This is a genomic window from Azoarcus olearius (assembly GCF_001682385.1).
Taxonomy (GTDB): Bacteria; Pseudomonadota; Gammaproteobacteria; order Burkholderiales; family Rhodocyclaceae; genus Azoarcus; species Azoarcus olearius.
The window spans coordinates 3,004,940-3,019,141 of the sequence record NZ_CP016210.1; the positions used below are offsets into that span (position 1 = coordinate 3,004,940).

Genomic DNA, 14,202 nt, shown 5'->3' on the forward strand with positions numbered 1-14,202 from the left:
GCGCCCCGCACTGCGGAGATCGCACGGATTGCCGGCCTAGAAGCGCGATCCCGGCTGCTCCAGAAACTCAAGCTCTTCCGCGGTGCTCTCGCGGCCGAGAATCGCATTGCGGTGCGGATAGCGCCCGAAGCGGTCGACGATGGCCTTGTGGCGCAACTCGAAATCGTAATTGTCGGCCGGCGCAAACTCGCGAAACAGCGCCTCTGCCTGCACATGGATCAGGCGCGACTCGCTGTGCATGTAGGGCATCAACAGAAAGGCCCGCTCGATCGGCTCCAAAGCCGGAAGCGCACCCGCCGCAACGGCCTCCTGCGCCAGTATCAGCGCGGTTGCGTCCTGCGCGAAGGCGCGCGGCGTGTCGCGGTGGATGTTCCGCGAGAACTGGTCGAGCACGATGATCTCTGCGAGACGGCCCTTGGCATCCGCCCGCCACGAGAACAGTTCGCCCTGAGCGGCGCTATCGAGCAGCGGGCCGAAGCGCTGGCGGAGCAGCGCGTCAAAGACAGGATCGGCGGACCACCAGGCCTTGGGGGTGATTTCGGAGAACCAGAAGGTGAGGATTTGGGTGGGCATTCGGTGTTTCCTTTCTGCCGTGTAGCCAGCGCCAGTTCGCCAGTCCATTGGATGTCGACCAGTCGAAGTCATCCGCTGACAGCGCGGTTACGGCCCTCCGCCTTGGCCCGGTAGAGGGCGGCGTCGGCACTGTTAATGGTGGCGGTGATGTCGGGAGAAGTCGGCCGGGTCGTGGCGACGCCGATGCTGACCGTGATGGTCACTGGCCCCCTGCTCGTTTCCAGAGGGTGGCCGGCGACGGCGGCGCGGATGCGTTCGGCCACCACAAGGGCAGTGGAGACCTCGGTGTCCGGCAGCAGGACGACGAATTCCTCACCGCCGTATCGGGCGAAGATGTCCTGATGGCGCAGGCAGGGAGCGACGCGGGCGACAAAGTGCTTCAAGGCAAGGTCGCCGACGTGGTGGCCATGCCGGTCGTTGAGTTGCTTGAAGTGGTCGAGGTCGATGAGAAGCAGCGCCAGTGCGCGGCCCGAGCGCTGCGCGCGCGCCAGCTCGTGGGCCGATAGGTCATGGAAGGCGCGACGGTTGTAGACGTCGGTAAGCGGATCACGGGTGGCCTGGCGGTTGAGTTCGGCCTGCAGGGTTTCGCTGGTCATGATGACCAGGCCAAGAGTGAAAAAGAGGATGAACAGAAAGCCTTCGAGGCCGGTCATCATGGCCAGGCGGCCGCTGCCGAAGGGGTCGCTTAGAGGCGTGCCGGTGGCGCTGAGGATGGCGCGGACACAAAAGAAGAGGCCGTGCAGGATCAAGAGCAGGGCGACCCAGCGGCGGCCGAGACGCCCCCTTTCGCCGTGACGGAGCAGTTCGCTGGCGGTGAGGAAGAGCAGCAGGGCAACGATGATGGAAAGGAAGCTGATGCGCCCTGCCGGGTCGCTGTCGTCCAGATAGCGGGTGGCGAGGAAAGGTAGGGCGATGGCGGGTGCAGCGAATATCCAGCTGGGACTGCAGGAGCGGCCGACAAAGCGGCGCATGCCGAGCCAGAAGAGGCTGAGCCCGAGAAGGAGGACGGTGTTGGCAGCGACGACAGTGAGCAGGGGGGAGAGGGCACCGCGTTGGGCGAGGAGAAAGCCGCTGCAGGCTGCGCAAGCCATGCCCCAGGCCCAGCACTCGATGCCATGCACGGCTAACCGGACCCGTTGCGCCAAAAAGAGCGATACGGCAGCGGCCAGCGTCGCGAGCCCGAGCATGAAGAAAATCGTGCGGATGTCGAGTGCCATGCAAACCTAATCAGGGTCATGGGATGGGGATCGGTCTTCAGGAGGAGGAGTCCGTCATGGATGCTACTACCGTTGCCGTCGACCTGGCCAAGAGCGTCTTTCAACTCGCCGTCGCCAATTCGTCCTGGCCCGTGATCGATTCACCCTTTCCCCTCACCCTTGCGCCGAGACTGATCGCTCATCATGGCAAACCGGGTCACACCCACGCGACACGACGCCGATAACACTGCCGGCTCTCCGGCAGCCGCTTGTAACGATTGGCGCTTCGCGGGCAGATTCCATGTCGGCACGGGTCATTCAGAACCCACCACAGATGCCGGATATACGACTGCAGGTGATTCAACCCGGAAAGTCAAAAACACGGTCTGTCTTGATTTACGGGGGAGTCCATATACGCCATGTTAGGTCTCAAACGCATCATCACCCTCAAGACCACGAACAAACGACTCGAAGTTTTTGGCAACGAATGTGATCTTGTATTCCCGCTCTTGATCAATGTGGACTACTCGAGGCTCACCAGTTGGGCCACATTCACTGTAATCAAGGCAAAGCATGTCGTGACCGGCCGACGGACAATCGGCAAAATAGATGCCGATCGGGGGGTAGCCCCATTCGCTAACCCAGAAGCTGCTATCGAACTCGCCGCATAACGAATAGGTTTTTTCTTTGCCGATTGAGTAGATGCCGGTGATCGCTATGTGATCTTCGGACCAAGAGGTTCGTTCGCTGGTCCTATGATTTGTGCGCTTCGGGATGCCACCGTTTTGAGTGCGCATAAGTGTGATGTAAGACTTGGGTAGCTTATATCCAAGCTCCTTTTCTACGCGAGCGACGTCGAGATCAGTGAAAGCTGGACCAACGTACTCCCGCCTTGCGTAGTCTGATTCCTCCCAAAAATCACTCAGGGCGAAGTCTGCAAATGGCTCGTTCATTCTCGTGAGACCTAACTCTCGCGGTAAGCTGCACCGCAAGGAGCGTAGCGACTGGAGGGAACCAAAAGCGTAGCTTTTGGCGTCAGCTTGACCAAACAGTTAGGCCGCATTCTCGCCCACATGGAAAATAAAAGCCTCGTTCCGCGGGCGCTTGAAATTTGCAAATCCGCGCTTCTCGGCAGTTAAAAGGCAAACTGTATAAATGGGTAGCCGTTTGTTTTTGCCAATCGTCTCCGCATTGATGGATCTATTCTTGCCTTCCGCATGGTACTCGCCATGAAGCGGCGGCCCCATACGATTCTGTGATCGCGTTCGCTTTACGCCGGAACTTGCGGGATCGAAGGTGAGCAACAGATTTGTTCGTGCAATGGTCTCCGATTTTACTTTTCCATAATGGAAGTGATATCCGAAGCCATGATTCTCTACCTCCATTCCTTCGCCGCAGCTTGGGATTCTAAGTAGGTAAAGTAGCACTGGAACTTCAGAAGCTCGGACGAGCGGTCGGTGGCACTCCAAAACAATGGCATGATTGAAAATTGGAAGCACCTGCACTACATCATGGAAAATCGGAAATCGTTCGCCGGCCTCGTGAAGATTTGTCTCCAGTTGCGATGCGTCACCGCGTAATGTTTTTGCTGCATCTTCGATCTCAAGGATTAGTTCGCGTGCACTTTCAACGCTATGTGGGTACCCTTTGTGCCACCAAGTACGATAGAAAATTCTTTGTAGATGACGTGGCAAAGCTTGTTCATTATCCAGCGCGCGGATTGCTTGATCGATAAAGCGAATAGTTTGATGAGCAAGAAGCTGCATACAGTAAATGGCTCGGTAGGGGTAGGTATAGCGTCTTGGGGCCTAACGTGTTTTAGCCCGCACTTCTGCGGACTCGTTCTGAAGGCTGGGGTATATCCAGCCGGACCCCGCGGCATTAAGCAATTGACTTATCTGATCTTTTACCAAGTCACCGGTTTATGAACCCGTATACACAACCCGACAAACCCCGCACCGAGCGCACCCGCATCTCCGCCATCGCAACCTCCTTCGATCCACAGGCCGAGCGAACAGCACGAGAAACTGCATCGGCATAAGCATTACAGCTTGATGGCCGAACGGCAATATGTATTTCAGGATGTTTCTGCATGCAGGAAGGATGACTGCACGCGGGGCCCAGTGAGGCGTAGAGGGGAGGCTCACCAGCCAGGGGCAAGGCCGGGAGCCGCCGGCAGCAGCCCCGGCTCATGCTGGATGGGGACGGCGACGCCTCCTCGGGGGAATGCTTCGATCAGTTCGCGGCTGGCCGCCTGGCCCGCCCCTGCCAGACGGCGCCCGCCGCCAGCACCAGCGTCATCGCCAGTACCGCCAGCACCATGCTAAGCGGATTCGACGGCGACACCTTCTCCGGCTTCGGTGCTTCCGGTACCGCCTCCAGCTTCACCCCGCGCTGCATAGGCGCCGGCTCCACCTCGGCCGGTTTCTGCTCGGACTGCGCCGGCGGTGCCGGTTGCGATTGCACCGCCCTCGCCTGCTGCACCACCGGCTGCGGCAGTTGATCCGCCGCCCACTGCCGCACCGCCGTCAGTTCATTGCCCAGCGGCGCTTCGCGGCTCAATTCGCGATAAAGCCCGGCCAGTTCCTTGCGCGTTTCCGCGTCCGGCTTCCAGTAGCCGAGGCGGTCGGCCTGGATCAGGCGTTCCAGCGCCTGGGCGTAGGCTTGCGGGTTCTGGCGCAGCCATTCGGGCAGGCCGAGCTGGTGGCGGTCGCGCACCAGTACGTCGTGGAAGCTCTGCCAGTGGTCGGGGCGCACGGTGTCGGGCGCGGTGTTCTGCCAGCCGAAGCTGTATTGCACCGCCTTCAGCACCTGCAGCGTGCCGGCCCAGCCTTCTTCGCGCTGGGCTTTCAGCCAGCCGGGGTGGAGGTAGCGGCTCTGCATTTCCAGCGCGATGCTGCGCGAGGCGGTTTCGGTGAAGGCCTGGGCGCCGTCCTGCAGCTGGCTGACGTGCAGTTCCAGCGCCTCGCGCTTGCCGGCGCTGCGGGCGGCGGCGGCGAGGCCGCCGAGGTACTGGAAGGGGTCGTCGGAGCTGACCATCGCGTACAGGTGGGAGGTGCGCGACATCAGCGCGGCGTCGGTGTGCCGCAGGTGGGCGCCGAGTGCCTGGGCGGCGGCGTCCGGGCGGGACAGCGCCATCGGTTCGCCATTCACGTAGGGCTGGCTCATGCGCTGCAGGAAGAGTTCGCCGAGGCGCTCGTCGCCGGCCTTGAGGCCGTTGCTCTGCACCGCGTCGGCCACGCCGGTGCCGTAGTCGCCGGCGGCGTTGCCGAACACGCGGGCCTGCGCCAGCGCGGCGGCATCGGTCTCGCCGATACCCGCCTTGCGCAGTTCCGCCTGCACCGTGCGGGTGTTGCGGGCGACGGCGTTGTCCGGCTCCGCCGTGGCCGCGGCGGCAACGCCCTGGTCGATGAGGTTCATCAGCGCCGGGAACTGGTCGCGGTAGGAGCCGGTGATGCTCAGCAGCACATCGACGCGCGGGCGGCCGAGTTCGGCTTGCGGCAGCACGCGCACGCCGTTGGGGCGGCCGTTGGCGTCCCACACCGGTTCGACGCCGAGCGCCACCAGCGCCTGCGCTTCCATCACGCCCTGGTGGCGCAGGGTTTCGCCCGCCCACAGCGACAGCGCAAAGCGCTGCGGCGCGCGGCCGGCGGCGGCCTGCTCGGCGTACCAGGCGGCAAACAGCTTGCGGGCGACGTCGTAGGCCTGCCGCGTGGGCAGGCGGCTCGGGTCCAGGCCGGTGAGATTGCGGCCGGTGGGCACGCTGTCCGGGTTGCGCAGCGGATCGCCGCCGTAGGCCGCGGGCACGAAGCGGCCATCCAGCGCGGCGAGCAGGCCGGGGAGTTCGCCTTCGATGGCGAGCCGGCGCTCCATCTCCTGCGCGCGCAGCGCGAGCTCGCGCAGGGCCTCGCTGTCGATGGCCTTGCGCGCAGCGCGGTTGGGCACCGGACCTTCGGGCTCGGGCGGGCGCAGGTCTAGCCGGCTGGCGGCCTCGGCGTCCTGCAGCGCCACCTCCAGCCAGCGCGAGGGGCGCGAGCCGGCGACGCGCTCGTGGTCGATCAGGAAGGCCTCGTCGATGTCCTCGCCGAGCGCTTCGATCAGCGGTTCGCGCAGCATCTGCAGGATGGTCTGGTGGCGGTCGGCGGCATCCGGCACGCGGCCGAACACCGCCAGCCCCTTGGGCTGCGAGCTTTGCGCGAGCCGGTCGAGCCAGGGGTGCAGTTGCTCCAGGAAGCCGGCGAAGTCGGCGGCGATGCGCTCGGCCGTCCAGCCCAGGTCGCGGTGCAGTTGCTGTTCGACGAAGACCGCGATCAGCTGCTGTTCGAGCGCGCTGCGGGTGGGGCCGACGTCGGCGGTTTCCCATTCGTGCATCAGCTCGTGCATGTGGCCCATGCGTTTGTTGAAGCCGGCCGGCGAGAAGCCCGGCGTGCGGTGGCTGATCATCAGCGCGCGGCCGCGGCGCTTGGCGGTGGTGGCTTCGCCGAGGTTGTCGACGATGTAGGGGTAGATCACCGGCAGGTCGCCCAGCGGCAGCCAGGCCTGGTCGTGCACGTCCAGCCCGCGCAGCTTGCCGGGCGCCCATTCCTGGGTGCCGTGGGTGCCGAAGTGGATCAGCGCGTCGGCCTGCTGCGCCCACAGGTAGGTGGCGAGGTAGTGGTGCGAGATCGGCGTCCTGCTCTTGTGCATGAAGGGGTCCTGCCCCTGGCGCAGGGTCTCTTCGCGCGGCGGCTGCGGCAGCACGTCGAGCGCGCCGGCCCGCACCCGCGGAATCACGAACACCCGCCGGCCCTGCCATTCGACGAGGTAGCGGCTCTCGGCGGGTTCGCCCCAGCGCGCGGAAATCATCCGGCGCAGGTCCTGCGGCAGGCGGTCGAACCAGGCCTGGTAATCGGCCAGCGGCAGCGCGGCGGCCTGGTCGCTGGCGAGCAGCGCGCGCAGGTCGGCGTTGGGATAGTAGGCGCCGATCAGCGGCTGCAGGCGGCGGATCCAGTCGGCCTCGGGCAGCGGCGTGACCGCGTAACCGGCGCGTTGCAGTTCGCCGCTGACGTTTTCCAGGCTGCGCGGCACGTTGAGGAAGGAGGCGCCGAAGTTGCCGCCGCCCGGCGGGTAGTTGTAGACCATCGCCACCAGTCGCTTGGCGGCGGCGGGCGTGGTCTGCAGGCGGATCAGGCGCGCCGCCTTGGCCACCACCGCATCGGCCTGGCGGGCGATCAGCTGCGGCTCGGCGCCGCCCGGCGGATGGGCGACGACCAGCACCGGGTCGATGGTGCCGGCCGCTTCCGGCTGGGCGAAGTAGTAGGCGACGTCGCCCTGGCTGAGGCCGGTGGGGCTGGCCTCCCAGGCGGCGGTGTCGCCCTGGCGGTAGGGCTGGGTGGCGAGCACCGGCACGCCCCAGCGTTCGAACACCGGCTGCAGCGTGGCGCCCTGCGGCAGCAGGGTGTGGGTGACGATCAGGCGCGGATGCAGCGTGCGCGCGCCGTCGGCACCGGGCACTTCGAGCAGGTCGGCGAGCGGCTTGTCGCTGAGGTGGGAGCTGAACACTGCGTAGGCGGTGATGCCCTGGCGCTCGAAGCGGCGCAGCCAGTCGTCCAGCCAGGCGGTGTTGCCCTGAACGAAGTGGTAGCGGTGCAGCAGCAGCGCCACCGCCGGCCGCGCCGGTTTCCAGGCGGCGGCCCAGGCGGCGACGTGCTGGGCGTTGGCGAACAGCGCCGGCGCATCCGGATGGTAGAGGCCGCCCTGCGGCACCAGCGCCGGCGGCGGCACCGCGGGCGCGGCGGTGCCGGCCAGTTGCGCACGCGCCAGCGCGAAGGCGTTGCGGGTATTGGCGGGGCCGCCGGCCTGCAGGTAGGCGCGCAGGCTGGTGTCCCCCGCGGCGGGCTCGCCGGCGGTGATCCACAGCACGCCGGCTTCGCCCAGCCGGCCGGCGTGGCGGCCGAGCGGCTCGGCCAGCACCGTGCGCAAGCGCGCTTCGGCGGTGGCGTGCGGCGCATCGACCCACACTCGCTGCGCGCCGGCCAGCGCCTGTTCCAGTTCGGCCTGCTGCGCGGCCGACAGCGGCCCGCCCTGCAGGCGGTATTCCAGCTTGCGGAAGTTGAAGTCCGCCGCCTCGGCTTCGCGCGCGACCAGTGCCACCCGCGCCGCCGGGGTGATGTCGGCGTTGATCCACAGCAGAGTCGGCCGCGCCTGCGCAAGGCCGCACAGGCACAGCAGCGCGCACGCCAGCGCGGCGCGCCACCGGCGGGCGAGGCGCGTCATTGGTCGGCTTCCGCCGGGGCGGTGGCGGCGGAGGCATCGGCCTCCGGCACGTAGATGATGCTGCCGTCCTTCATCTTGTAGGCGACGCCGGCGCGCACGCCCTGCCCTTCGCTGCTGCCGCCGTTGCCGCGGTACTTGACCTCGTGGCCGTCCTTACGCACCACGATCTCCATGTCCGGCTTGCCGGCGTTGCGGATGATGGTGACGTCCTCGTCGGCCTCCTTCTGCTTCTGCAGCGCCACCGCGGTGAGCAGTGCCACCACCAGCACCAGGAAGACATCGACCAGGTTCACCGCCGACAGCATCGGGTCGTCGTCGTCCTCGCCGAGGATGGAGAGGTGCTTGTGCGTCATCTGAGCACCTTCACGACAGCAGCCCGCGCGCGCGGCGCAGGGCGACGAGTTCGGTCAGCAGCCAGCGCCGGCGCACCGAATACACCACCAGGCCGATCGCTGCCGCGGCCAGCGCCAGCACCACGCCGGCAAAGGCGCCGCTGAACACCGCCAGCGCCTGCTGGCCCTCGCCCGCGGCCACGCTCTGCAGCGCGGGGCCGAGCGGCACCATGGTGGCGATCAGGCCAAGCAGCGGGCTGATGCGCGACAGCAGCCGGGTCGGCTCCAACCGGCGCATCACCTGCAGCTCGATCTCGTCCATGCTGAACTTCGCGTCGTTATGCAGTTGCACGAAGCCGCGGCTGCGCTGGAAGGCCTCCATGCCCAGCCCGCCCAGCAGCCACAGCGAATACACGAAACCCGCCCCCACCAGCAGCAGCACCGGCCACAGCAACAACTGCGCGATCTGCGCAAAACCACTCTCGATCCACATCCGGGAAATCCTTAGGCACCGTTCAAAGCGGCGCAGAGGATACCTTTGGCGCGGTGCGGAACAAACCCGAGCGGCGTTGTGGGCTTGCTTGTGGGCTTGCGCCCGACAGCCGCCGCCCGTGGCAGGAGGGGCGGATCGCCCTGCACCCTTTCACTTCGCGCAGGACAGGTCTGTCGAAGGGCATTGCGAGCCCCCCACCCTGTCCGCGGCGCGCGGGACCGGCGCCGAAGCGCCGGTCCCCCCGTGTGTTCAGCGGGCGGTTTGATTACAGTCACCCCCTCCACACGGACGAGGACCGCAGCATGCCGACCTGGGACGACCAGCAGTACCTCAAATTCGCCGACGAACGCACTCGCGCCGCGCGCGACCTGCTGGCGCGCGTGCCGCTGGACGACGCTGCCACGGTGGTCGACCTGGGCTGCGGCCCCGGCAACTCCACCGCGCTGCTGGTGGAGCGCTGGCCGCAGGCGCGGGTGGTGGGGGTGGATAGCTCGGCCGAGATGCTGCGTAGCGCGCGGCAGGCGCTGCCGCAGGTGGAGTGGATGCAGGCCGACCTGCGCGCGTGGGCGCCGGCGGCGCCGGTGGATCTGATCTTTGCCAACGCGGTGATGCAGTGGCTGCCGGATCACGCCACCCTGCTGCCGGAACTGCTGCGCCATCTGCGCCCCGGCGGAGTGCTGGCGATACAGATGCCGCGTAACTACGACGAGCCCAGCCACCGCCTGATGCGCGAGACGCCGGGGCCGTGGGCGGCGCGGCTGGCGGGCGCGCGGGCGATCGCCCCGCTGCCGGCGGCAGCCTGGTATTACGACCTGCTGGCGCCGCACGCGCGCCGGGTGGAGCTGTGGCAGACCACCTACGAGCAGGTGATGGACGATGCCGGAGCCATCGTGGAATGGGTGCGCGGCACCGGGTTGCGGCCTTACCTGGAAGCGCTGGCGGAAGACGAACGCCCCGCCTATCTCGCGGCTTACGAGGCGGGCATCGACGCCGCCTACCCGCCGCGCAGCGACGGCCGCCGGCTGTTTCCCTTCCCGCGCCTGTTCATGGTGGCGGCGCGCTGAACAGGGCCGCTGCCCCGTTCAGCTTTTGCGTCACTCGCAGCGCCAGCTCTCCAGCCACTTTTGCGCGGCAGCTGCGTCCTGGCTTGGCGCGGCCGCGACGCAGACGAACAGCGCGCCGCCCTCGATCAGCCCAACGCCTGCCAGCGCGCCGGCCTTGAGCTTGGCGGCTTCCATGCCGGGCATGCCGAGCACCGCGGCCTTGCCCACCAGGGGCGCGGGGCCCGCCACCACGGTTACGCTGACGTCGGTCGCGTCCGGCAGCGCATCGGCCAGCGAAGGCGAGGCGCCGATGCCGAGAAAGCCCTTGGAGGCCTTGGCGATCTTGTCCACCTTGACCAGCAGCCGGGTTTCCACCTGGCGGCCGGCGGGCCATTCCCACTTCGGGGCAAAACTGTGTGCAGACATCGAAAAGCCTCCGGAAAGAACGGGCTGGGGCAGCGCGCTTGCCGCCAGCGCGGCAATCAGCAGGGCACGCGCGCGGCGGCGCGGGGCGGTGCTCACGGCGCGTCCACCGTCATCATGTAGCCGCTGCCGAACGGCGAGAAGCCGACGTAGCCGTGCGCCACTTCCAGCTTGCCGGCCTTTTCGAAGCAGAGCTGGCGGTAAAGGTTGTCCGGCGTATCCAGCCCGGGGATGCCGGCGGACAGGATGCCGGCCTTGATGAAGGCCTGCGAGGCGTGGGTGGCGCAGTTCCAGCCGACGATGTTGAACATGCCGGGCGAGGCCATCATGTCCGCCCAGGCCTTGTCGAACGCGGCCGCTTCGGCGGCGGACACCTGCACCAGCAGCACGGTGGAGACGGTGCCCGTGCCGCGTGCGGTCGCCGCGTTCACATAGTTGGCGCGCTTGCGCGACAGCGCGGCGAAGTCGTACACCGCGCCGGTCATGCCGACGCCGGAGGAGTTGGACGAATTGGCGCTCCAGCGGCTGGAGCCGCCGATGCCCGAGGAGGCGTTGCCGCTGCTGCCGATGTTGCCTTCGCCGAAGAAGCCGATCGGCGCGCCGTTGGACAGCACGCAGTCGGCGTGCTGGGCGAGCAGGCCGGGATCATGGGTGTGGGAGGTCTTGCCGCGCACGATGAGCGCGACCCGGTCGCCCGAAAAGACGATGTTGAGGGAAGTCATGACGGCTGCTGGATTCCGGGGTGTTCTGGGGAGAACGCCGGATGCCCAAGCCGGGCAATCCGTGCGAGCCGGCGACGCTACCCGGTCAGCATGGACTGGTCAACGCCGACCGAAGCGTTTCGAATAAGCATTTCACATCAGCCGCGAATCTTTACACGGAGGACGGCGGGCGCGGGCCTGCCAGGCGCGCATCGCAGTGCGCCACCGCCGCTTCCAGCGAGGCCAGCAGCGTGCATTGCGCCGCCAGGTCCGGCAGCGGTTCGAGCAGGTCGGGCACCAGCACCACCTCCATGCCGGCGGCAAGCGCCGCGCGGGCGCCGTTGTCGCTGTCCTCGAAGGCAAGGCAGGCCGTCGGCACCGCCTCCAGCCGCTGCGCGGCAAGCAGATAGACGTCCGGCGCGGGCTTGCCGCGGGTCACTTCGTCGCCGCAGGCGATGGCATCGAAGTAGCCGAGCAGGCCCGCCTGCCGCAAGCGCCGTTCGACCTTGTCGCGATAGCTGGAGGACGCCAGCCCGCAGCGCACGCCGCGCGCTTCCAGCCAGCCCAGCAGCGCGGCGGCGCCCGCCTTGGGTGGGTAGCCTTGCTGCGCATGGCGCGCGTCCAGCAGCGCCGCCACGCGCGCGGCGGCGTCACGGTAGATCTCGGTACCGAACACCTCACCCAGGATGGCGTGCACATCGGTCATGTTGCGGCCGATCACGCGGTGGTAGGTGGCCGCGTCCAGGCTGACGCCGATCTCGCGCCCGACCTCGATCCAGGCGTCCCGGATCGGCCGCTCCGAATCGAGCAGCAGCCCATCCATGTCGAAGATCACCGCCTGCAGCATCGTCCGCCTCGTCTCGTCAGTTTTCCGGATGCACCGCAACATACCGCGCCGCCGCGTGGGCGCCAATGTTCAGGCCACGCCGTGTTGCGCAAACCACGCCTGCATCCGTGCCCACCCGTCGGCGGCCTCGGCGGCGCGGTAGCTGGCGCGATAGTCGGCGTAGAAGGCGTGCGGCGCGTCCGGATAGACATGCACCGTGGAATCCCGCCCGCGCCCGTCGGGTGCCGCGGCCAGCGCGGCGCGCAGTTCATCGACGGCCGCGAGCGGAATCAGCGTATCCGCGCCGCCGTAGAGGCCGAGCACCGGCGCGTGCAGGTGCCCGGCGACATCGGCCGGGTGCTGCGGATTGCGCGCGGTGCGCTCGCCGGTCAGGCGGCCGTACCAGGCCACCGCGGCCTTCAGGCGCGGCTGGTGGGCGGCGTACAGCCAGGTGGCGCGCCCGCCCCAGCAGAAGCCGGTAATGCCCACCCGGCTCTCGTCGCCGCCGTGCGCCAGCGCCCAGTCCAGCGCGGCGTCGAGATCGGCCGCCACCCGGGCGTCATCCGCCTGGGCGACGAAGTCGCTGCGCAGCGCCTCCATGCTCGGCGCGCGCTTGGGGTCGCCGGAGCGGAAGAACAGTTCCGGCGCCACCGCCAGGTAGCCCAGCTTCGCCAGCCGGCGGGCGACGTCGCGGATGTGCTCATGCACGCCGAAGATCTCCTGCACCAGCAGGACCACCGGGTGCGGCCCCGGCGTCGCGGGGGCGGCGTGGTAGGCCGGCAGTTCGCCGCCGGGCACAGGGATGCGGATGTCGCCGGTGGCAAGGCCGGCGTCATCGGTACGTTGGACGGTGTCGGCCACGTCGGGCTGGATCGCGGTGGCGAAGGCGGCAAGGTCGGGACGGGTCATCGGGAAGTCTCCTTGGGCGCGGCCGCGGGGGCGGCGCCGCTATCGTTGCTGTCGGGCGCGGCGGCCGGATGGGGCTCGCGCGCGCTGTGCGGAAAGCTGCGCATGTGGGTCAGCGCCGGGAACAGCCGCATCCACGCCGCGGTGACCGCAAGCGTGGCGCAGCCGCCCACCACCACCGCCGGCACCAGGCCGAACAGCCGCGCGGTAACGCCGGACTCGAATTCGCCGAGTTCGTTGGAGGCGCCGATGAAGACCGAATTCACCGCGCTGACACGGCCACGGATGTCGTCCGGCGTTTCATGCTGCACGAGGATGTGGCGCACATAGACGCTGACCATGTCGCCGGCGCCGGTGAGCGCCAGCGCCGCCACCGACAGCGGCAGGCTGTGCGACAGCCCGAAGACGATGGTGGCGATGCCGAACAGCGCGACGCCGCCGAACATCCACAGGCCGACATGGTGGCGGATCGGCCGCCACACCAGCGCCACCGAAGCCAGCGCCGCCCCGGCCGCGGGCGCCGCGCGCAGCAGGCCCATGCCGACGGTGTCCACCTGCAGCACGTCACGCGCGATCGCCGGCAGCAGCGCAACCGCGCCGCCAAACAGCACCGCGAACAGGTCGAGCGAGATCGCGCCCAGCACCACCGGGCGCGAGAACACGAAGCGCAGCCCGTCGAACACCGCTCCGCGCCCGCCCGGCGTTGCCGAGGGAGTGGGTTGCCGGCCGCCGCGCACCTGCCGCATCGCTACCAGCGCGGCGGCGAACAGCATCGCCGCCAGCCCGTACACCGCGCCCGCACCGGCCAGATAGATCACGCCGCCGAGCAGCGGCCCGACGATCACCGCGACGTGGAAGGACGAGGAATGCAGCGCCACCGCCTGCGCGAAGCGCGGCCGCGACACCAGGTTGATCAGCACCGCCTGGCTGGCGGGCATCATGAAGGCGCGGGCGCAGCCGAGCAGCACCAGCACCGCGTAGATGAGCCCGACCTGGCGCACATCGGTGAGCACGATGGCGAGCAGCAGCGTGGCGGCCAGCATCTGCACCGCGTAGCAGGCACCGATGATGCGGGTGCGCGCGCAGCGGTCGGCGACTTCGCCGGCAGGCAGGATCAGCACGATGAAGGGCGCGAACTGGGCCAGCCCGACCAGGCCGAGCGCGAGCACGTCGCTGGTGAGCGCATACACCTGCCAGCCCACCGCCACGCCCACCATCTGGCCCGCCAGCGTGGCCAGCAGCTTGGCGGACAGGAAGAATCGGAAATCGGGTTCGCGCAGGACGTCGAGCCGGCCGCCGGGCGTCATCGTCTGCCCTCGGCGCATCCGCCCGCCGCCCTCGGCCGCCCACCACTTGCCTGGTTCACTGCCCCGCCACCGTCCGCATGCAAACGGCGATGATGCCACCGCGCCAGCGGCCGGGAAACAGCGCTCCGGCGGCAAACGGCGCGGATC

At 68.1% G+C, this 14,202-nt stretch carries 13 protein-coding genes; 1 reads left to right on the forward strand and 12 read right to left on the reverse strand.

The window, feature by feature from the left end:
• Positions 1 to 36: 36 nt before the first annotated feature.
• The 7 genes from dqs_RS13710 to dqs_RS13730 all read right to left on the reverse strand — a co-directional run bounded on the left by dqs_RS13710 (position 37) and on the right by dqs_RS13730 (position 8,849).
• Positions 37 to 573, reverse strand: a complete 537-nt coding sequence (locus tag dqs_RS13710; protein WP_065340846.1) for a DUF924 family protein — start codon at positions 571 to 573, stop codon at positions 37 to 39.
• A 68-nt stretch (positions 574 to 641) separates the two neighbouring features.
• Positions 642 to 1,790, reverse strand: coding sequence for a GGDEF domain-containing protein (locus dqs_RS13715; RefSeq protein WP_065340847.1), 1,149 nt, complete (start codon positions 1,788 to 1,790; stop codon positions 642 to 644).
• A 401-nt stretch (positions 1,791 to 2,191) separates the two neighbouring features.
• Positions 2,192 to 2,722: an SMI1/KNR4 family protein gene (locus dqs_RS20535; RefSeq protein WP_084018527.1), complete on the reverse strand. Its 531-nt coding sequence runs from the start codon at positions 2,720 to 2,722 to the stop codon at positions 2,192 to 2,194.
• A 99-nt stretch (positions 2,723 to 2,821) separates the two neighbouring features.
• Positions 2,822 to 3,535 carry a hypothetical protein gene (locus dqs_RS20810; RefSeq protein ID WP_157108191.1) on the reverse strand — a complete coding sequence of 238 codons (714 nt, stop codon included), beginning with the start codon at positions 3,533 to 3,535 and terminating at the stop codon, positions 2,822 to 2,824.
• Between the two features lie 469 nt (positions 3,536 to 4,004).
• Positions 4,005 to 8,024, reverse strand: coding sequence for a cobaltochelatase subunit CobN (cobN, locus tag dqs_RS13720; protein WP_065340848.1), 4,020 nt, complete (start codon positions 8,022 to 8,024; stop codon positions 4,005 to 4,007).
• On the reverse strand, positions 8,021 to 8,377 hold the full coding sequence (locus dqs_RS13725; RefSeq protein WP_065340849.1) for a DUF2149 domain-containing protein: 357 nt from the start codon (positions 8,375 to 8,377) through the stop codon (positions 8,021 to 8,023). Before dqs_RS13725 ends, cobN begins: the two co-directional genes overlap by 4 nt.
• A 10-nt stretch (positions 8,378 to 8,387) precedes the next feature.
• Positions 8,388 to 8,849, reverse strand: coding sequence for a hypothetical protein (locus dqs_RS13730; RefSeq protein WP_065340850.1), 462 nt, complete (start codon positions 8,847 to 8,849; stop codon positions 8,388 to 8,390).
• Between the two features lie 302 nt (positions 8,850 to 9,151).
• On the opposite strand from dqs_RS13730, the gene tam reads away from it, so the two are divergent.
• Entirely contained in the window at positions 9,152 to 9,913 is a 762-nt protein-coding gene (gene tam / locus dqs_RS13735) for a trans-aconitate 2-methyltransferase (protein ID WP_065340851.1), read from the forward strand.
• 30 nt (positions 9,914 to 9,943) lie between these two features.
• Here tam and dqs_RS13740 read toward each other — a convergent pair whose 3' ends face one another.
• From dqs_RS13740 to dqs_RS13760, 5 genes are all read right to left on the reverse strand, one after another.
• Complete coding sequence (locus dqs_RS13740) at positions 9,944 to 10,318, reverse strand: hypothetical protein (RefSeq protein WP_157108192.1); 375 nt, start codon at positions 10,316 to 10,318, stop codon at positions 9,944 to 9,946.
• A 92-nt stretch (positions 10,319 to 10,410) separates the two neighbouring features.
• The gene (locus tag dqs_RS13745; RefSeq protein ID WP_065340853.1) at positions 10,411 to 11,037 is read right to left on the reverse strand and encodes a hypothetical protein; all 627 of its coding nucleotides are present in this window, start codon (positions 11,035 to 11,037) and stop codon (positions 10,411 to 10,413) included.
• A gap of 151 nt (positions 11,038 to 11,188) precedes the next feature.
• Positions 11,189 to 11,863, reverse strand: coding sequence for an HAD family hydrolase (locus tag dqs_RS13750; RefSeq protein WP_065340854.1), 675 nt, complete (start codon positions 11,861 to 11,863; stop codon positions 11,189 to 11,191).
• Between the two features lie 69 nt (positions 11,864 to 11,932).
• Positions 11,933 to 12,751 (reverse strand): dienelactone hydrolase family protein, encoded by an 819-nt coding sequence (locus tag dqs_RS13755; protein WP_065340855.1) that lies wholly within the window; start codon positions 12,749 to 12,751, stop codon positions 11,933 to 11,935.
• Positions 12,748 to 14,055, reverse strand: a complete 1,308-nt coding sequence (locus dqs_RS13760) for an MFS transporter (protein WP_065340856.1) — start codon at positions 14,053 to 14,055, stop codon at positions 12,748 to 12,750. Before dqs_RS13760 ends, dqs_RS13755 begins: the two co-directional genes overlap by 4 nt.
• Positions 14,056 to 14,202: the final 147 nt, after the last annotated feature.